Source organism: Bacillus sp. MBGLi79 (assembly GCF_002953915.1).
Genome location: NZ_CP026521.1, coordinates 1,647,131 through 1,666,127 on the forward strand (window position 1 = coordinate 1,647,131; position 18,997 = coordinate 1,666,127).

Annotated in this window: 21 protein-coding genes; 18 read left to right on the forward strand and 3 right to left on the reverse strand. The window is 42.7% G+C overall.

The genetic code is table 11. The annotated features are described in order from the left end of the window. The first annotated feature begins 3 nt into the window (after positions 1-3). From queC to C1T29_RS08390, 5 genes are all read left to right on the forward strand, one after another. Positions 4-663 carry a 7-cyano-7-deazaguanine synthase QueC gene (gene queC / locus C1T29_RS08370; protein WP_071576690.1) on the forward strand — a complete coding sequence of 220 codons (660 nt, stop codon included), beginning with the start codon at positions 4-6 and terminating at the stop codon, positions 661-663. Further along, complete coding sequence (gene queD, locus C1T29_RS08375) at positions 656-1,105, forward strand: 6-carboxytetrahydropterin synthase QueD (RefSeq protein ID WP_080478214.1); 450 nt, start codon at positions 656-658, stop codon at positions 1,103-1,105. Before queC ends, queD begins: the two co-directional genes overlap by 8 nt. Further along, the gene (gene queE, locus C1T29_RS08380; protein WP_103031976.1) at positions 1,098-1,829 is read left to right on the forward strand and encodes a 7-carboxy-7-deazaguanine synthase QueE; all 732 of its coding nucleotides are present in this window, start codon (positions 1,098-1,100) and stop codon (positions 1,827-1,829) included. Before queD ends, queE begins: the two co-directional genes overlap by 8 nt. 17 nt (positions 1,830-1,846) lie before the next feature. Continuing rightward, the gene (gene queF / locus C1T29_RS08385; RefSeq protein WP_003218613.1) at positions 1,847-2,344 is read left to right on the forward strand and encodes a preQ(1) synthase; all 498 of its coding nucleotides are present in this window, start codon (positions 1,847-1,849) and stop codon (positions 2,342-2,344) included. A 317-nt stretch (positions 2,345-2,661) separates the two neighbouring features. Continuing rightward, positions 2,662-2,952: a YkvR family protein gene (locus tag C1T29_RS08390; protein ID WP_040083295.1), complete on the forward strand. Its 291-nt coding sequence runs from the start codon at positions 2,662-2,664 to the stop codon at positions 2,950-2,952. A gap of 121 nt (positions 2,953-3,073) precedes the next feature. Here C1T29_RS08390 and C1T29_RS08395 read toward each other — a convergent pair whose 3' ends face one another. Further along, on the reverse strand, positions 3,074-3,259 hold the full coding sequence (locus tag C1T29_RS08395) for a YkvS family protein (protein WP_003232446.1): 186 nt from the start codon (positions 3,257-3,259) through the stop codon (positions 3,074-3,076). Positions 3,260-3,423: 164 nt separating this feature from the next. Here C1T29_RS08395 and C1T29_RS08400 point away from each other — a divergent pair, with 164 nt between their 5' ends. From C1T29_RS08400 to pfeT, 5 genes are all read left to right on the forward strand, one after another. Then, positions 3,424-3,618, forward strand: a complete 195-nt coding sequence (locus C1T29_RS08400) for a hypothetical protein (protein WP_014663763.1) — start codon at positions 3,424-3,426, stop codon at positions 3,616-3,618. Between the two features lie 298 nt (positions 3,619-3,916). Further along, positions 3,917-4,543, forward strand: a complete 627-nt coding sequence (locus C1T29_RS08405; RefSeq protein WP_003232442.1) for a cell wall hydrolase — start codon at positions 3,917-3,919, stop codon at positions 4,541-4,543. Between the two features lie 117 nt (positions 4,544-4,660). Further along, on the forward strand, positions 4,661-5,998 hold the full coding sequence (gene ykvU / locus C1T29_RS08410; RefSeq protein ID WP_103748836.1) for a sporulation protein YkvU: 1,338 nt from the start codon (positions 4,661-4,663) through the stop codon (positions 5,996-5,998). Positions 5,999-6,048: 50 nt separating this feature from the next. Continuing rightward, the gene (stoA, locus tag C1T29_RS08415; RefSeq protein WP_071580622.1) at positions 6,049-6,546 is read left to right on the forward strand and encodes a sporulation thiol-disulfide oxidoreductase StoA; all 498 of its coding nucleotides are present in this window, start codon (positions 6,049-6,051) and stop codon (positions 6,544-6,546) included. A 236-nt stretch (positions 6,547-6,782) separates the two neighbouring features. After that, positions 6,783-8,696 carry a metal-transporting ATPase PfeT gene (gene pfeT, locus C1T29_RS08420; RefSeq protein ID WP_103748835.1) on the forward strand — a complete coding sequence of 638 codons (1,914 nt, stop codon included), beginning with the start codon at positions 6,783-6,785 and terminating at the stop codon, positions 8,694-8,696. A 37-nt stretch (positions 8,697-8,733) separates the two neighbouring features. On the opposite strand, the gene C1T29_RS08425 is transcribed toward pfeT, so the two are convergent. Beyond that, positions 8,734-8,937: a hypothetical protein gene (locus C1T29_RS08425; protein ID WP_014663767.1), complete on the reverse strand. Its 204-nt coding sequence runs from the start codon at positions 8,935-8,937 to the stop codon at positions 8,734-8,736. 164 nt (positions 8,938-9,101) lie between these two features. On the opposite strand from C1T29_RS08425, the gene papB reads away from it, so the two are divergent. The 8 genes from papB to splB all read left to right on the forward strand — a co-directional run bounded on the left by papB (position 9,102) and on the right by splB (position 18,212). Continuing rightward, positions 9,102-10,196 (forward strand): di/tri-peptidase, encoded by a 1,095-nt coding sequence (papB, locus tag C1T29_RS08430; RefSeq protein WP_040083293.1) that lies wholly within the window; start codon positions 9,102-9,104, stop codon positions 10,194-10,196. Positions 10,197-10,476: 280 nt separating this feature from the next. Continuing rightward, entirely contained in the window at positions 10,477-11,442 is a 966-nt protein-coding gene (locus tag C1T29_RS08435) for a LacI family DNA-binding transcriptional regulator (protein WP_103748834.1), read from the forward strand. A gap of 62 nt (positions 11,443-11,504) precedes the next feature. Next, positions 11,505-12,371, forward strand: a complete 867-nt coding sequence (gene glcT, locus C1T29_RS08440; protein WP_014663771.1) for a glucose PTS transporter transcription antiterminator GlcT — start codon at positions 11,505-11,507, stop codon at positions 12,369-12,371. Between the two features lie 229 nt (positions 12,372-12,600). Next, the gene (gene ptsG, locus C1T29_RS08445; protein WP_069149508.1) at positions 12,601-14,700 is read left to right on the forward strand and encodes a PTS glucose transporter subunit IIABC; all 2,100 of its coding nucleotides are present in this window, start codon (positions 12,601-12,603) and stop codon (positions 14,698-14,700) included. A 97-nt stretch (positions 14,701-14,797) separates the two neighbouring features. Beyond that, positions 14,798-15,064, forward strand: coding sequence for a phosphocarrier protein HPr (locus C1T29_RS08450; RefSeq protein ID WP_003154654.1), 267 nt, complete (start codon positions 14,798-14,800; stop codon positions 15,062-15,064). Next, complete coding sequence (gene ptsP, locus C1T29_RS08455) at positions 15,064-16,776, forward strand: phosphoenolpyruvate--protein phosphotransferase (protein WP_103748833.1); 1,713 nt, start codon at positions 15,064-15,066, stop codon at positions 16,774-16,776. Before C1T29_RS08450 ends, ptsP begins: the two co-directional genes overlap by 1 nt. Before the next feature lie 90 nt (positions 16,777-16,866). Then, positions 16,867-17,106: a splAB operon transcriptional regulator SplA gene (gene splA / locus C1T29_RS08460; protein WP_003218644.1), complete on the forward strand. Its 240-nt coding sequence runs from the start codon at positions 16,867-16,869 to the stop codon at positions 17,104-17,106. Positions 17,107-17,183: 77 nt separating this feature from the next. Further along, positions 17,184-18,212: a spore photoproduct lyase gene (gene splB / locus C1T29_RS08465; RefSeq protein ID WP_014663774.1), complete on the forward strand. Its 1,029-nt coding sequence runs from the start codon at positions 17,184-17,186 to the stop codon at positions 18,210-18,212. Here the strand turns inward: splB and C1T29_RS08470 are convergent. After that, positions 18,209-18,907 (reverse strand): GNAT family N-acetyltransferase, encoded by a 699-nt coding sequence (locus C1T29_RS08470; RefSeq protein WP_103748832.1) that lies wholly within the window; start codon positions 18,905-18,907, stop codon positions 18,209-18,211. The two genes, splB and C1T29_RS08470, sit on opposite strands and share 4 nt — an antisense overlap. Positions 18,908-18,997 lie beyond the last annotated feature (90 nt).

Below are 18,997 nucleotides of genomic sequence, written 5' to 3' on the forward strand. Positions count from 1 at the left end.
ATCATGAAAAAAGAAAAAGCAATTGTCGTATTTAGCGGCGGTCAAGACAGCACCACATGCTTACTGTGGGCTTTAAAAGAATTCGAAGAAGTCGAAACGGTGACTTTTCATTATAATCAGCGGCATTCGCAGGAAATTGAAGTGGCAAAATCCATTGCGGAAAAGCTTGGTGTGAAAAATCATTTGCTTGATATGTCACTTTTAAATCAGCTTGCACCGAATGCCCTGACTAGAAATGATATTGAGATAGAAGCAAAAGACGGCGAACTGCCATCCACATTCGTTCCAGGCCGCAATTTGGTATTCTTATCCTTTGCGTCTATCCTGGCTTACCAAATTGGCGCGCGCCACATTATTACAGGAGTTTGCGAGACAGACTTCAGCGGTTATCCTGACTGTCGTGACGAATTCGTGAAATCTTGCAATGTAACGGTAAATCTGGCGATGGAGAAGCCGTTTGTGATCCACACGCCTCTCATGTGGCTCAATAAGGCGGAAACATGGAAGCTTGCAGATGAGCTTGGCGCGCTGGATTTTGTGAAAAACAACACGCTGACGTGCTATAACGGCATCATCGCAGACGGCTGCGGCGAATGTCCGGCATGCCATCTTCGTTCAAAAGGATATGAAGAATATATGGTGATGAAAGGAGAGCGTGCATAAATTGTTATCTCAAATTTATCCGCAGGCCCAGCATCCTTATTCATTTGAACTGAATAAGGACATGCACATCTCAGCCGCTCATTTTATCCCTCGGGAAAGTGCGGGAGCGTGCAGCAGGATTCACGGGCATACGTATACCGTAAATATAACCGTTGCCGGCGACGAACTTGACGACTCCGGTTTCCTTGTCAATTTCAGCGTGCTCAAAAAACTGGTGCATGGAAACTATGATCATACGCTATTAAATGATCATGAAGATTTTTCTCAGGACGACCGGTATTCGCTGCCGACAACTGAAGTCGTGGCGAAAACGATTTATGACAACGTACAGGCTTATTTAGACACTTTGGAGAATAAGCCGGCCTGTGTACAGGTGTTTGTCCGTGAAACACCGACAAGCTACTGTGTCTACCGTCCGAAAAAGGGTGGTTTGAATGGCTAAAGGAATTCCTGTATTAGAAATTTTCGGACCGACGATTCAAGGAGAAGGCATGGTGATCGGACAGAAAACGATGTTCGTCCGGACAGCCGGCTGTGATTATTCCTGCAGCTGGTGTGACTCCGCCTTCACTTGGGACGGGTCTGCTAAAAAAGATATTCGCTGGATGACGGCAGGGGAGATTTTTGCAGAGCTTAAGGACATTGGGGGAGATGCGTTTTCCCACGTGACGATCTCAGGCGGCAACCCGGCTCTGTTAAAACAGCTGGAAGCTTTTATTGAACTGCTGAAGGAAAATAACATCCGTGCAGCGCTTGAAACTCAAGGGACCGTTTATCAGGATTGGTTTACGCTGATTGATGATTTGACAATTTCTCCAAAACCGCCAAGCTCAAAAATGGTGACGAACTTTCAAAAGCTTGACCACATTTTAACTTCACTTCAAGAGAATGATAGACAGCATGCTGTCAGCTTGAAGGTTGTCATCTTTAATGATGAAGATCTGGAATTTGCCAAAACGGTGCACAAGCGGTACCCCGGGATTCCGTTTTATTTACAAGTCGGCAATGATGACGTGCATACGACAGATGACCAGTCACTGATTGCACATTTACTTGGAAAATATGAAGCGCTTGTTGATAAGGTAGCTGTCGATGCGGAGCTGAATCTCGTCAGAGTGCTCCCGCAGCTGCACACCCTGTTATGGGGCAACAAACGCGGAGTATAATAGAAAGGAAGATGAACATGACGACAAGAAAAGAATCAGAATTAGAAGGTGTAACACTGCTAGGCAACCAAGGCACAAATTATTTGTTCGAATATGCGCCGGACGTGCTGGAATCCTTCCCGAATAAACACGTAAACCGTGATTACTTTGTAAAATTCAATTGTCCTGAATTCACATCTTTATGTCCAAAAACAGGACAGCCTGACTTTGCAACAATCTACATCAGCTACATTCCTGATGAAAAAATGGTTGAAAGCAAATCATTAAAGCTGTACTTGTTCAGTTTCAGAAATCATGGTGATTTCCACGAAGACTGCATGAACATCATCATGAATGACTTGATTGAATTAATGGACCCGCGCTACATCGAAGTATGGGGCAAATTCACGCCAAGAGGCGGAATTTCCATTGATCCGTACACAAACTACGGAAAGCCTGGCACGAAGTATGAAAAAATGGCCGAATACCGTATGATGAACCATGATTTGTATCCGGAGACGATTGATAATCGTTAAAGGTACAAGATGTCCTTACATAGACGTGGGTAACACTACGTCTATTTTTTGTTTTTTAAAGCATCTTAGTTACTCGTTCTACACATCCTGATTATATAAAAAAGACGAGCGAATCCGGGGGAATTCCACTCGCCGCTTTCTAATGAAAAGACGGGATGCTGGATGGCAGCTCGTCTGTTTTATTATAATTTAACGAACGTATGTTTGTAAAGGTGTCTTTTCTAAAGAAATGGTGAACATAACGATCAGAACAGATTTATTGTGAAAGTTCGTTAAGGTATGCTAAGATGCATGAACCGTAAAGGAGCTGATAAGAAGTGAAGACACTGCGATTAAACAATGTAACATTAGAAATAGCAGCATATCAAGAAGAAAACGAGCCGAAGCGCAAAATTGCATGTACCCTAAACGTTACGAGTGAGACTTACCATGATATCGCCGTCCTGTTGTATGAAAAAACGTTTAATGTCGAGGTTCCAGAACGAGATCTTGCTTTCCGGGGTGAAATGACAAATTATTCAACGTCATTGACCAACCTGTACGAACCAGGGGCTGTCAGCAAGTTCTATATAGAAATAACGGAAATAGACCAAAACGCCGATTCATAAATCGGTGTTTTTTATGTAAAAAAGCTGCCGGCCGGCAGCTTTTGAGAAAGCGAATTTCATATGTAAGGTGTTTAATTGTTCGTCTTGCAGTTTTTTTGAATAATGTGGAAATAAGGAGGTTTTAATAGGAGTCTCTGATGATCTTATAATTTTTATGATTAACAACTGTCAATGAATCTAACTCAAGATCCCGATAGTTATCCATGATCGTCACATCAACGATAACAGAATTCTCATTTACTTTTTCAACAACACCGGTTAATCCGTTTTTAAATTCAATGACATTTCCAACCTTAGCGATTTTCACAAGCTTCCTCTCCTTTTAACATAATAATGCCTTTTGAAAGTATTTTGCAGTATTTTTATTGAGAAGTAAAGCGATAAGGAGTTTTATCTCCCTTATGAATTGTCCTGTCGCATTAAAGATGATATATTGATTTTCGTCAATAGAAAGAAAAGGGGGAATTTTCGTTGCATCCCGAAGAGATCACAGAAATGATTGAACAGCTGCGCACCGGCGCCATAAACGAACTGAGAGTCCAAAAAGAGCATTTCCTTGATTTCAGGGCTGTGTTATCTAAACAAGATGATTTTAAACATTTCCGAGGAATTGCCCAGCAAGGCGGAGATGTCATATTTCAATACTTAGAACAGCCAAGAAGCTGAAGGTTTCTCATATGTGAGAAGCCTTTTTATCATATATGACAGAATACAAGCCTTTTATTACGTCTGTCTGTAACAGATGTAAATAAAATGTAAAGTGTTATAAATGGATAAACATGTATCAATTTGACAATATTTATAGAATTTCAGGCTGTTTTTCTGCCAGTAAGCAGTGAGTCATCCTCTTTATTCCATCCTGATGCCTCCTTGGGAGAGTTGGAAAATCTTTTTCCGTGAAAATGAATGGATCTCTTGTTAAGGTAATGAAGTGTTTTTTTGAGCACTTTAAGGAGGAAATTGTATGACAACGAAATTCACTGCTCTGGCTGTTTTTCTTCTTTGTTTCATGCCTGCAGCCAAAATTGAGCATACACAAGCTTCACTACTGAGCGCAAAGAAGACAAAACATGAAGAAGCGAAATGGCTTACACATATAGATCGAAATACGAATGAATCTTTCCCTTCACTGTCTGCTGATAAGGACAAGAAAATAAAACCGATTAAGCTATCAGCACACACTGAAAAGAAAGAGAAAGATAAACCGGACAAAACAAATGATGAGAAAGAAACGTATACACAGTCTGAAAAAGAGTTGCTGTCCCGTCTCGTTCACGCAGAGGCCAAAGGAGAATCATATAAAGGCAAAGTCGCTGTAGCAAGCGTTGTACTGAACAGAACGGAGAAAAAAGGTTTTCCTGATACGATTAGAGGAGTTATCTATCAGAAAAACGCCTTTGAACCGGTCGCAAACGGCAGCATTAATCAAAAGCCTGACAAAGAATCGATTGAAGCTGCCGAAGAAGCACTGTCCTCAAAAAATAGAGAAACAGATGCCATCTTCTTTTATAATCCGAAAACAGCGTCAGATAATTGGATTCGTTCAAGAAAAATCGTCGAAAAAATCGGCAGACACGTTTTTGCCGTCTAAGCATAGAAGAGACAATAGGTCTCAACTGTGCTTTTTTTCATATAAAGAGTAAAAATAAAATAATTTTTGAACTTGTCTCATATGATGTTGGTAGTACAAGAGACAAGGAGAGACATCATGAATCGATTTGTGAAAGGGATCATTCTTCTATCCATTGCCGCCTTTTTCGCTGAATGCCTTGAATTTGTCGTAAATATGATTTTGGCACGAGAGCTTGGCGAGCATGGGATGGGGCTTTACATGAGTATTTTGCCCACGATCTTTTTAATTATTGTCATCGCGAGCCTGGAACTGCCGATATCCATTTCTAAATTCATTGCCGAGTCAAATCCTAAGCTTCATGAAAGCATGCTAAGGCACGCCTTTAGACTGACAGCCATTTTCACCGCTTTTTCTACTGCCGCCGCTAGTATTGCGCTTCCGTTTATTCCGGTATTTGATACATACCACCCGTTTATTAAAGGGATTGTCATCGGCTTAATTCCTGTTGTCGCCTTTACTTCGATCGCCAGAGGCTACTTTATGGGTGTGCAGAAAATGGGGAAAATCGCAATTGCCAATGTGCTGAAAAAAATCATTCAGCTCTTGTGCTTATTCATCTTCTTTCAATGGTACTCATTTGAATTGGACATGGCTGTGCTGATTTCCTTGTTTGTTTTAGTCGTGAGTGATGTGGTCGTGCTTGTTTATTTATATTCACAATTTATTATGGCAAGGCGTGCGGTATCCGGCCAGCAGCACATTCATTTGCGCGGAAAGGATGTTAGAAAAAGGCTGCTTGCCGTTTCAATTCCTACTACAGGATTGCGCATTTTTCATGCCGTTGTCAACGCAATTGAACCCTTTTTAGTGAAAGGAGCGCTTTTGGCTGCGGGCGTTGCCGGGACAGCGGCGATCGATCAATACGGAATGCTGGCTGGAGTGGCTGTGACGATAGGTTCGTTCCCTGCATTTATTGCCCATTCGTTAATGGTTGTCATGATACCAAGTATTTCGGAAGCTTATGCACTTTCACAGTATGACATCGTGTTAAAAAGGCTGAAGCAGTCGATTTTCATTACATTAGGTTACGGTATACCGGCTGTCTGGATCATGTTCCAGTTTGCGGGACCTCTCACACATTTGTTTTTTCACTCTCCTGAAGCGCAGTATTACTTGCAGCTGTTGTGGCCTTACTTTCTCTTTCATCTGTTTGTCATGCCGCTGCAGGCATGCTTAATCGGAATGGGCTTTGTGAAAGAGGCTTTTTATCACAATGTGTGGAGCCATATCGTTGCGCTGAGTATGATGTATGTACTGGGGTCAATGGAGAATCTGCAAATGCTCGGGATTATCCTCGGGATGAACACTGGCATGATTCTTTTGACGAGCCTGCACTATGCCACGATCTGCAAAGCACTGCAAGTATCTGTATTGCTTACGGGAGGGAACAGGGCGCCGCGAATTGAAGGATGATAAAGGAACAGCAGGGGCAAGCTAATTGAAAAGCATGAAAGGAAGATTCCGTGTTGACGAAGCGCTTGCTTACTATATACATTGTGTTATTAGGGTTGATTGCATGGTTTCCAGGTTCGGCACAAGCCGAGGGAAAACAGCCTGCTGTTCCCGCTGTTTTTCTTATGAAAACGATAGAAGGGGAGGACATCTCGATTCCGAATAAAGGGCAAAAAACAATTCTCCATTTTTGGACATCATGGTGTCCGCCCTGCAAAAAGGAGCTTCCACAGTTTCAGTCGTTTTATGATGCCCATCCATCTGACAGCGTAAAGCTGGTCACGGTGAATTTAGTGAATTCGGAACAAAATCAGCAAGCCGTTGAAGACTTTATTAAAACAAACAAGCTGACGTTTCCGATTGTCCTTGACTCAAAAGGGGAATTGATGAAGGAGTATCATATCATCACGATCCCAACATCATTTTTGCTGAATGAAAAGGGAGAAATTGAAAAAACAAGAATTGGCCCGATGACGGCGGAACAACTGAAGGAATGGACGGGTGAATAGCTGAGAGTATAGACTCTCAGCTTTTTTCATATAGAGAAGAAGTGAATGAACATTAATGATAATTATTATCAAGAAGAAATTAAAATAATTATAATTGAAATTCTCTTCTTGCGTGCTATAATAAAGGAAGACATCAAGAAATAACTGACGATAAAGCTGCCTTTTGGGCGGCGATTTTGTTTTTTATAAGAGAAATGAAGATGATTTACGTTCTCAATTAGAGAGGAGAATTCGATATGAATGAACAAGTTATCGTTCAACGCGATCCGCACGAGCCATTGAAAACAGACAAGAGAGAAAAAAACTGGGCGCAGCACGCAGAGCTTATTGCAGCACTTGTATCAGGCGCCCTTATCTTGGCTGGCTGGCTCTTATCCGGCCATCAAGTATTATCCATAACACTTTTCTTGCTGGCTTTTGTGATCGGCGGATTCGCTAAAGCAAAGGAAGGAATCGAAGAAACGCTCGAATCCAAAACGCTGAATGTAGAACTTTTAATGATTTTTGCTGCCATTGGCTCCGCCTTGATTGGATACTGGGCAGAGGGCGCTATTTTAATATTTATTTTTTCCTTAAGCGGAGCTTTAGAAACATACACAATGAATAAAAGCAGCAGAGATTTAACGTCTTTAATGCAGCTTGAACCTGAAGAAGCAACATTGCTGGTCGATGATGAAACCAAAAGGGTTCCAGTTTCAGACTTGCAGGCCGGTGATATGATTGTGATCAAACCTGGAGAACGAGTAGCAGCAGACGGTATCATTGAATCGGGCTCGACAAGCCTTGACGAGTCGGCATTAACAGGTGAATCAATGCCTGTAGAAAAAAACACAGGCGACGCTGTATTCACTGGGACGGTGAATCGCAATGGATCCTTGACTGTTCGTGTCACGAAAGCAAATGAAGATTCGTTATTCAGAAAAATTATCAAACTGGTTGAATCAGCGCAAAACAGTGTATCACCCGCACAGGCTTTCATCGAACGATTTGAAAATGCTTATGTGAAAGGTGTGTTAATTGCGGTGGGGCTCCTGTTATTCATCCCGCACTTTGCGCTGGGCTGGAGCTGGAGTGAAACCTTCTACCGCGCAATGGTGTTTATGGTTGTCGCGTCACCTTGTGCGCTTGTCGCCTCTATTATGCCGGCGGCGTTGTCCCTGATTTCAAATGGCGCCCGCAACGGTATGCTTGTGAAAGGAAGCGTCTTTCTTGAACAGCTGGGCTCTGTGCAAATGATCGCCTTTGATAAAACCGGTACTGTAACAAAAGGCCAGCCGGCAGTTGAGACGATCAGAATAGCAGAAGGGTTCAATGAAGCGGAAGTTCTTGAGGCTGTCTATGCCATCGAAACGCAATCAAGCCATCCGCTTGCCCAAGCCATAACGGCGTACGCTGAAAGCCGCGGCGTGAATCAGTCCGGCTACATATCTATAGAAGAAACATCAGGGTTTGGCGTTATGGCAGAAGTGTCGGGCGCGAAATGGAAGGTCGGTAAAGCAGGTTTTATCGGCGAGGAAATGGCAGCACAATTTATGAAACAGACAGCATCAGATATCATTCAAAGCGGCCATACGATTGTATTTGTGAAAAAGGATGATCAAATAGCGGGCTGTATTGCACTGAAGGACCAAATTAGGCCTGAAGCAAAAGAGGTCATGGAGGAACTGAACCGACTTGGGATTAAAACGGCCATGCTGACAGGAGATCACGTGGACACGGCTCAAGCGATTGCCAAGGAAGCCGGCATGACAACTGTTGCGGCAGAATGCCTGCCTGACCAAAAAGTGAATGAAATCAAACGATTAAAAGAAGAATTCGGAACGATAGCAATGGTTGGTGACGGAATCAATGATGCGCCGGCGCTCAAAGCGGCGGATGTCGGCATTGCGATGGGCGGCGGAACAGATGTAGCACTTGAGACCGCTGATATGGTCCTCATGAAAAACGACTTGAAAAAGCTCGTAAACATGTGCCGCTTGTCACGGAAAATGAACAGGATCATCAAACAAAATATCGTGTTTTCTCTAACTGTGATCTGTCTGCTGATTTGTGCAAACTTTTTGCAGGTGATGGAATTGCCATTTGGCGTGATTGGTCATGAGGGAAGTACGATTTTGGTCATACTAAACGGATTAAGACTCCTAAAATAAAACCAGCAGCCCTATCAGGCTGCTGGTTTTTTATGTATCAAGCTTTCCCTTCATTTTTGTCTTTAGCAGACCTTTTCGTAACCAGGATGAGAGCGAGGATGCAGCAAAGAAAACCCGCTGCACAGCCTATAATTGAGCTGTAATAATAAAAGCCCACCATCTTCATTCCGATAAAAGGAGCGGAAATTCCCAAAATCGTTAAGAGCATAACTGCTTTTCGCCTGAAAAAATTCATCAGCAAACGGAACAACCCCCTGCGATTGAACGTTACTGTCAGTATACAGGAAGCGGAGCAGGAAATAAAATGCATCGGAAAATGAAGGCTTTGTGAAAGGCAAACATCTGCAAAACCTGATACAATGAAGGGTAGAACAATGCATTGCAAATGGCGGGGAGGAACAAGAAGTGAATAGAATACAACGCGTCTCTTCATGGCTGAAGGAAGCGGGGCATACTGCCGCATTTATTCATACGAAAGAAAATGTTTTTTACTTAACCGATTTTTACACAGAGCCGCATGAAAGATTAATGGGGTTATTTATTTTTCAAGAAGAGGAGCCTTTCTTTATTTGTCCAGGAATGGAAGCAGGACAGGCCCGCAACGCAGGCTGGAATTATGAAATCATTGGCTATGCGGATCACGAAAATCCGTGGGAGCTGATAGAGAAAGCCTTGAAAAAGCGAAATATCAGCATACATACGCTTGCGGTAGAAAAGGATTCCATCTCGCTATCACGCGCTGAACAGCTGAAGCATTCGACGGGCGGGGCTCAATTTGTTTCAGCAGAAGAAACACTCAACCAATTTCGCCTGATTAAAGACGACAATGAAGTTCGTTTGCTGAAAGAGGCGGCAAAGCTTGCGGATTACGGTGTTGAAGTCGGTACAGCCGCTTTGCGTGAAGGCATTAGTGAAGTGGAAGTGCTCGCTCAAATTGAGTATGAGCTGAAGAAAAAAGGAATTCAGGGCATGTCTTTTTCGACAATGGTTTTATTCGGAGAAAAATCAGGCCAGCCTCACGGAAATCCTGGTACAGCCACGTTGAAGAAAGGTGATTTTGTTTTATTTGATCTTGGTGTTATTCTTGACGGCTATTGCTCTGATATTACAAGAACATTTGCATACAAAACCATCAATCCGAAGCAGGAGGCGATTTACGAGACTGTTCTTCAAGCGGAAAAAGCCGCGATTGAGGCAAGCAAACCCGGTGTCAGAATCGGAGATCTGGATTTGACAGCCCGCGGAATCATAGAAAAAGCGGGATACGGTGACTATTTTCCTCACCGGCTTGGACACGGACTCGGAATTTCTGTCCATGAGTACCCATCAATGAGCCAGGCTAACGATACGCTTCTGCAGGAAGGCATGGTCTACACGATCGAACCGGGAATTTATGTGCCTGAAATCGGCGGCGTGCGCATTGAGGATGACGTTCATGTAACTAAGGACGGGGCAGTTGCTCTGACACAATATCCGAAGGAATTAATCATACTGCCGTAACAGGAAGTAAAAAAGGACTTTGTTCGAGACATCGTCCTTTTTTATCTGCATTAAATAAAAAAATCATCAAAAGTTCGAAATGGTTTAATTTCATGTTTTTGGTTGAGAGGTTTTACAGCAAGACAGCTGCCGCCGAGAACAGTGAGACATAATCCAATTAAAATGAAAAAACCCATGTGATCTTCTCCTTTCAGCAAAAAACATAAAATATGTCTGGTACGTTCCTATCATATTGTATGAAACGCATTCCAGATCAAGGGATTTAGAAAGAAGGGAATCTATGGCTAATATTAAAGACATTGCAGAAAAAGCCGGTGTCTCCGTTACAACGGTTTCCCGGGTGATAAACAATCATCCGTACGTTAGTGAAGACAAAAGAAAAAGAGTGCTTGAAGCGATGGAGGCATTGGAGTACACGAGAAATATTCACGCTGTCCATTTGTCGAAAGGATTTTCAAACATGATTGGTGTTGTCTTGCCGACGGTTAGCCTGCCATATTTTGCAGAGCTGATTGCAGGAATAGCTGACGCAGCCGTGGAATCCGGGATTCACCTCTCTTTATTTCAAACAAACTATGAGGTCCAAAAAGAAATCTTTGCGCTGTCTCAATTAAAACAGCGACAGGTTGACGGTTTGATTTTTTGTTCAAAGGCACTTGCTGATGAGAAACTCATGGAATGGGAGGGCCCGATATTGCTATGCCAGAATTCAGATATTGGCCGTTTCCCAACCATCAGCATTCCACACCAAGAAGCATTCCGGAACGGCTTGGACTATTTAATTGCCAAAGGGCACAAAAAAATAGCGATCTGTTTGGCAAGAAAAAAAGGCATGAACAGCCATTTTCGAATCAAAGCCTATAAAGAAGCATTGGAAGAGATCGGGGAGGCATTTCGTGAAGACTGGGTAGTTGAGAAAGCGATTACAATCAACGATGGGAAGGCGCTTTTTCATAAATGGAAAACGTGGAAGGAAAAGCCGACGGCTATTTTTGTTGCCAATGACCAAGTTTCAGCAGGGCTTTTTCTTGAAGCAAAGAATCAGCAGGTATCAGTACCGGATGAGCTTGCGATCTTAAGTGTTGATAACCACGAAATCAGCCAAGCCCTTGGAATCACAACGATCGATATTCAAACAAAGGAAATGGGAAAGCAGGCATTTGCCATGCTGGAAAAAAGAATTCAAGGGCAGCCGATTGAAAGGAAGGTTTTGGATTACCAACTCATCGAAAGATCGACTGTTTAGTGAAAGCATCGAAAAAAGGTTTGACGTGCATTCCGTTCGTTATGTACGATATGAGGTATTGAATGACAAAGGAGCTGAGGATCGTGAATGGGTCCTTCACAGTGAAAAAGGTACTGAATAATAATGTATTAATTGCTTCTCATCATAAATACAGCGAAGTCGTTTTAATCGGAAAAGGTATTGGTTTCGGAAAAAAACAAGATGATGTCATTGAAGATAAAGGCTACGATAAAATGTTCATTTTAAAAGACGAGAAGGAACAAAAGCAGTTTAAAAAGCTCCTTGACTATGTTGATGAAAAGCTCGTTGATATTTCGAACGATGTCATCTATCACATCAGCAATAGGACTAATCACTCATTAAATGAACATATTCATATTGCGCTGACAGACCATATCGCATTCGCGATCAAAAGGCAGCAGCAGGGATTTGATATGAAGAATCCATTTTTAATGGAGACTCAGTCACTATACCCTGAGGAGTACCAAATAGCTAAAGAAGTCATAGAGATGATCAATGAAAAAGCGGGAATCTGCCTTCCTGAAGGGGAGATTGGTTTTATCGCTCTGCATATCCATTCAGCGCTGACAAACCGCCCGTTGTCTGAGGTCAATCAGCACTCGCAGCTCATGGCGCAGCTTGTCGAAGTGATTGAAGACTCATTTCAAATGAAAGTAAATAAGGAAAGTGTCAACTATTTGCGGCTGATCAGGCATATCAGATTTACAATAGAAAGAATTAAAAAAGAAGAACCGACTAAAGAACCAGAAAAATTAATGTTCTTATTGAAAAATGAATATCCGCTATGCTACAATACAGCTTGGAAATTGATTAAAATCTTGCAGCAAACATTGAAAAAACCAGTTCATGAGGCGGAAGCGGTTTACCTAACGCTTCATCTGTACCGATTAACCAATAAAATTTCATAAATTCAGTTTAACCTTATAACGTGTTACTGATCCGATCAGGCATGAGTGATTGAGGGGAAAAAAACGGGAAGTTATTCTCGTTCTTTTGCGCACCCAATTTTGCTCATGCCCTTTTTGTTGTGTAAAAGGGCAAATGTAAACGGTTAAACTGGAAGACTTACGCCTGTGAATTCGTTGTCATGATTTTTAGCTGTAAGGTCAGACTAGTAAAAAGAGGAGGTCAATTCTTATGTTTAAAGCATTATTCGGCGTTCTTCAAAAAATTGGGCGTGCGCTTATGCTTCCAGTTGCGATCCTTCCGGCTGCGGGTATTTTGCTTGCGATTGGGAATGCGATGCAAAATAAGGACATGATTCAAGTCCTGCATTTCTTAAGCAATGACAATGTTCAGCTCGTAGCGAGTGTTATGGAAAGCGCTGGGCAAATTGTTTTCGATAACCTTCCGCTTCTATTCGCAGTAGGTGTAGCCATCGGGCTTGCCAACGGTGATGGAGTTGCAGGGATCGCGGCGATTATCGGTTATCTGGTAATGAACGTATCCATGAGTGCGGTTCTTCTTGCAAACGGAACCATTCCTTCCGATTCAATTGAAAGAGCCAAGTTCTTCACGGAAAACCATCCTGCATATGTAAACATGCTTGGTATACCTACCTTGGCGACAGGTGTGTTCGGCGGTATTATCGTCGGTGTGTTAGCTGCACTATTGTTTAACAAATTTTACACAATTGAACTTCCGCAATACCTTGGTTTCTTTGCGGGTAAACGTTTCGTTCCAATTGTTACGTCAATTTCTGCACTGATTCTGGGTCTTATTATGTTAGTGATCTGGCCTCCGATCCAGCATGGATTGAATGCCTTTTCAACAGGATTAGTGGAAGCGAATCCAACCCTTGCTGCATTTATCTTCGGGGTGATTGAGCGTTCGCTTATTCCATTCGGATTGCACCACATTTTCTATTCACCGTTCTGGTACGAATTCTTCAGCTATAAGAGTGCAGCAGGAGAAATCATCCGCGGGGATCAGCGTATCTTTATGGCGCAGATTAAAGACGGCGTACAGTTAACAGCAGGTACGTTCATGACAGGTAAATATCCGTTTATGATGTTCGGTCTGCCTGCTGCGGCGCTTGCCATTTATCATGAAGCAAAGCCGCAAAACAAAAAACTCGTTGCAGGTATTATGGGTTCAGCAGCCTTGACATCCTTCTTAACAGGGATTACAGAGCCATTGGAATTTTCATTCTTATTCGTTGCACCAGTCCTGTTTGCGATTCACTGTGTGTTTGCGGGGCTTTCATTCATGGTCATGCAGCTGTTGAATGTTAAGATTGGTATGACATTCTCCGGCGGTTTAATTGACTACTTCCTATTCGGTATTTTACCGAACCGAACGGCATGGTGGCTTGTCATTCCTGTCGGCTTAGGGTTAGCGGTCATTTACTACTTTGGATTCCGATTTGCCATCCGCAAATTTAACCTGAAAACACCTGGACGCGAGGATGCAGCGGAAGAAACAGCAGCAACTGGGAAAACAGGTGAAGCAGGAGATCTTCCTTATGAGATCCTGCAGGCAATGGGTGACCAGGAAAACATCAAACACCTTGATGCTTGTATCACTCGTCTCCGTGTGACTGTAAACGATCAGAAAAAGGTTGATAAAGACCGTCTGAAACAGCTTGGCGCTTCTGGAGTGCTGGAAGTCGGCAACAATATTCAGGCTATTTTCGGACCGCGTTCTGACGGGTTAAAAACACAAATGCAAGACATTATTGCGGGACGCAAGCCTAGACCTGAACCGAAAACATCTGCTCAAGAGGAAGTAGGCCAGCAGGTTGAGGAAGTGATTGCAGAACCGCTGCAAAATGAAATCGGCGAGGAAGTTTTCGTTTCTCCGATTGCCGGGGAAATTCACCCGATTACAGATGTTCCTGACCAAGTCTTCTCAGGAAAAATGATGGGTGACGGTTTTGCGATTCTCCCTTCTGAAGGAATTGTCGTATCACCAGTTCGAGGAAAAATTCTAAATGTGTTCCCGACAAAACATGCGATCGGCCTGCAATCCGACGGCGGAAGAGAAATTTTGATCCACTTTGGTATTGATACTGTCAGCCTGAAGGGCGAAGGATTTACGTCTTTCGTATCAGAAGGAGACCGCGTTGAGCCTGGACAAAAACTTCTTGAAGTTGATCTGGACGCAGTCAAACCGAATGTACCATCTCTTATGACACCGATTGTATTTACAAACCTTGCTGACGGAGAAACAGTCAGCATTAAAGCAAGCGGTTCAGTCAACAGAGAACAAGACGATATTGTGAAGATTGAAAAATAAGGGTGTTAGTACGCCGTGCTTGTCAGATGACAAGTACGGTTGTATGATATAATATTGTGAAGTAATATAGCTTTAAGTTAAAAGGAGAATGATAAAAATGGCACAAAAAACATTTAAAGTAACTGCAGATTCTGGAATCCACGCTCGTCCTGCGACAGTTCTTGTACAAACTGCTAGCAAATACGACGCTGACGTTAATTTAGAATATAACGGCAAAACAGTTAACCTTAAATCTATCATGGGTGTTATGTCTCTAGGTATCGCTAAAGGCGCTGAGATCACAATCTCTGCTAGTGGAGCTGACGAAAACGATGCTCTTAACGCTTTAGAAGAAACAATGAAAAGCGAAGGACTCGGCGAGTAATGCAAGAGTTAAAAGGGATTGGCGCTTCAGCCGGCATCGCGATTGCAAAAGCGTACCGGCTTGAAGAGCCAGATTTAACGGTTGAAAAGAAAAGCATCTCTGATTCTGAAGCGGAAGTAAGCCGTTTTGATGAAGCGATTGCACGTTCAAAAGAAGAGCTCGAAAAAATCAAAGAGCACGCTTTGAAGGAACTGGGTCAGGATAAAGCTGATATTTTTTCTGCTCACCTTTTAGTTCTCAGTGACCCTGAGCTTCTGAACCCTGTGAAAGAAAAAATCAGCACTGATTCAGTGAATGCTGAATTCGCTTTAAAAGAAACGTCTTCTATGTTCGTTACCATGTTTGAGTCTATGGACAACGAATATATGAAAGAGCGTGCGGCAGATATCCGCGATGTAACAAAACGCGTAACAGGCCACCTGCTTGGCGTCGAAATTCCAAACCCAAGCATGATCTCAGAAGAGGTTATTATTGTAGCTGAAGACTTAACACCATCTGACACAGCTCAATTAAACCGTGAGTTCGTAAAAGGATTCACAACTGATATCGGCGGACGCACATCTCACTCGGCTATCATGGCGCGTTCTCTTGAGATTCCAGCAGTTGTTGGAACGAAAGCGGCTACAGGCACGATCCAAAACGGCGTGACTGTTATCGTTGACGGTATCAATGGCGATGTCATTATTGACCCATCTGCTGAAACTGTAAAAGAGTATGAAGAAAAACATAATGCTTATTTGGCTCAAAAGGCTGAGTGGGCGAAGCTTGTCAATGAACCGACTGTCTCAAAAGACGGACATCATGTAGAGCTCGCAGCAAACATCGGTACTCCTGATGATGTAAAAGGCGTTCTTGAAAACGGCGGAGAAGCAGTTGGCCTTTACCGTACAGAATTCCTTTACATGGGAAGAGATCAGCTGCCTACAGAAGATGAGCAGTTTGATGCTTACAAAACGGTTCTTGAGCGTATGGAAGGAAAATCAGTTGTCGTGCGGACACTTGATATCGGCGGAGACAAAGAGCTTCCTTACCTGCAGCTTCCTAAAGAAATGAACCCGTTCTTGGGATACAGAGCGATTCGTCTTTGCCTGGAAGAGCAAGAAATCTTCAGAACACAGCTTCGCGCGCTGCTTCGTGCAAGTACATACGGAAACTTGAAAATCATGTTCCCTATGATTGCGACAGTTAACGAATTCAAAGAAGCAAAAGCGATCCTTCTTGAAGAGAAAGAAAAGCTCGTAAATGCGGGACAGGCTGTATCTGATGATATTGAAGTCGGTATGATGGTTGAAATTCCGTCAACTGCAGTCATCGCTGATCAGTTTGCTAAAGAGGTTGATTTCTTCAGTATCGGAACAAACGATTTGATCCAATACACAATGGCAGCTGACCGTATGAATGAACGTGTATCTTACCTGTATCAGCCATACAACCCGGCAATCCTTCGCCTGATTACACTTGTAATTGAAGCGGCACATAAAGAAGGAAAATGGGTTGGCATGTGCGGAGAAATGGCAGGAGACGAGATTGCGATTCCGATCCTTCTCGGCTTAGGCTTAGATGAGTTCTCAATGAGCGCAACGTCTATCCTTCCGGCAAGAACACAAATCAGCAAATTGTCTAAACAAGAAGCTGAGTCATTCAAAGAGAAAATCTTATCTATGAGCACGACAGAAGAAGTTGTCGCGTTCGTAAAAGAAACTTTCAAATAATGTACAAAAACCAGACGGCCTCCGGCCTGTCTGGTTTTTTTCATAAGTAAGGGTATAGAAGGACACAATAACATGGCTAGGAGGGATAGTATGTCAAACCAATTTAACGCAGGAGATACTGTTTATGTGATCTACAGAAATCCGCACGCCGCCAATGTTGCTCACATCAAGGAAGCCGAAATTGTGCACCACCCATACCATGAAGGCGAGCTTTCTCTGTTTATTTATGAAACCTACCATCCGTTTGCAGAGGACGACGCTGTGTTTGCAAGCTATGAAGAAGCTAAATCACTTTACAAAGAACTATTTGATATTGATCCGTATGAGTAACAAGGAAATCATTACAACTCATATCCTTTCCGTCTGGTGAGAAAAGTAACAGTAGTAAAGGAAAAGGATGTGGCATCATGCAGAACCCATTTGTTCCGCAGCTTGTGTATATAGAACCAAGAGCGCTGGAATATCCGCTGGCTCAAGAATTACAAGATAAGTTTGAGAAAATGGGCATTGAAATCAGAGAAACGACATCCCACAATCAGGTGCGTAATATTCCTGGGAAAAATCATCTTCAGCAATATCGCAATGCGAAATCAACTTTAGTTATCGGTGTTCGGAAAACATTAAAGTTTGATTCATCCAAACCCTCAGCCGAATATGCCATCCCGTTTGCAACAGGCTGCATGGGGCACTGTCATTATTGCTACCTGCAAACAACCATGGGATCAAAGCCGTATATCAGAACATATGTAAATGTCGAAGAGATATTAGACCAGGCGGATAAGTATATGAAAGAGCGCGCGCCAGAGTTCACAAGGTTCGAAGCCTCATGTACCTCAGATATCGTAGGAATTGATCATCTGACACACACGCTGAAGCGCGCCATTGAACATTTTGGTCAAAGTGATCTCGGAAAGCTTAGATTTGTAACGAAATTTCATCATGTCGATCACCTATTAGATGCAAAGCATAACGGGAAAACGAGATTCAGGTTCAGCATTAATGCCGACTATGTCATTAAAAACTTTGAGCCGGGAACCTCACCTCTTGATAAGCGGATAGAAGCGGCTGTTAAAGTTGCAAAAGCAGGATACCCGCTAGGCTTTATTGTTGCACCGATTTATATTCATGAAGGCTGGGAAGAAGGGTACAAACATCTATTCGAAAAGCTTGATGCTGCTTTGCCGCAGGATGTTAGACATGATATTACGTTTGAATTAATTCAGCACCGTTTTACAAAACCGGCCAAACGAGTGATAGAGAAGAATTATCCGAAAACGAAGCTTGAATTAGATGAGGAAAAGCGCCGTTATAAATGGGGCCGTTACGGGATCGGAAAATATATATATCAGAAAGATGAAGAGCACGCACTTCGAGAAGCGCTTGAATCCTATATTGATGCTTATTTCCCTAATGCGAAAATCGAATATTTCACTTAACCGGGCTGTTGTGATGAACAGCTCGCTTTTTTATAGAAAGGATTTTTCCATTCCATCAAAACGCCGTAATTCAATGATTCTGTATCCTCTAAATAATTGTTGACTACACGAATAGGTGAACGCCCGCAACGGAGGAGAAAGGACAGCACAGGGTCGTTTTTCCTGCCTTCCATCACATCTTCAACGTACTGAACTGCGCTGATCTCGTGTGCGTATTTATGATATAAAGGAATGCGTCCGCCTCCGAGAAGGCGCTCCAGCCTTTTATCAACAGTAAGCTCATACATCGTATTCATCAGCCATTTTCCGATTCCAAGCTTTCGATAACGTGGAGAAACAGAAATATCCACTACATATAAGGTATTTCCATGAGGGTCATGATTCTTAATTGATCCGTTGTCTGTTGCTTGTGCCCATGTATGGTCAGGAGATTCAGGCTCAAATTGTACAATAAGAGCCGTCATGGAACCGATAATTCTGCCATTGATGAGCGCGCATAAAGCGCCTTCCGGAAAGGTTTTGATATGACTGTCGAGCTGGCTTTCAGACCACAGTAATTCTTGGGGAAATGGGGGAGGGAAACATTCTCTTTGAAGAGAAATCAGCCCCTTGATGTCAGTCTCATTGTAGTTTCTGATGGTTAGAGCTTCAAATTTTCTTCCGTTATGCACATATATTTGTTTCAGTATGATCATCACTCTCCTTATGTTGTTTTATTATAACGAAGATTGAATTTTCAGTAAATACATTCCGATATTCTTATAATTTATTTTTTGATTATTCAT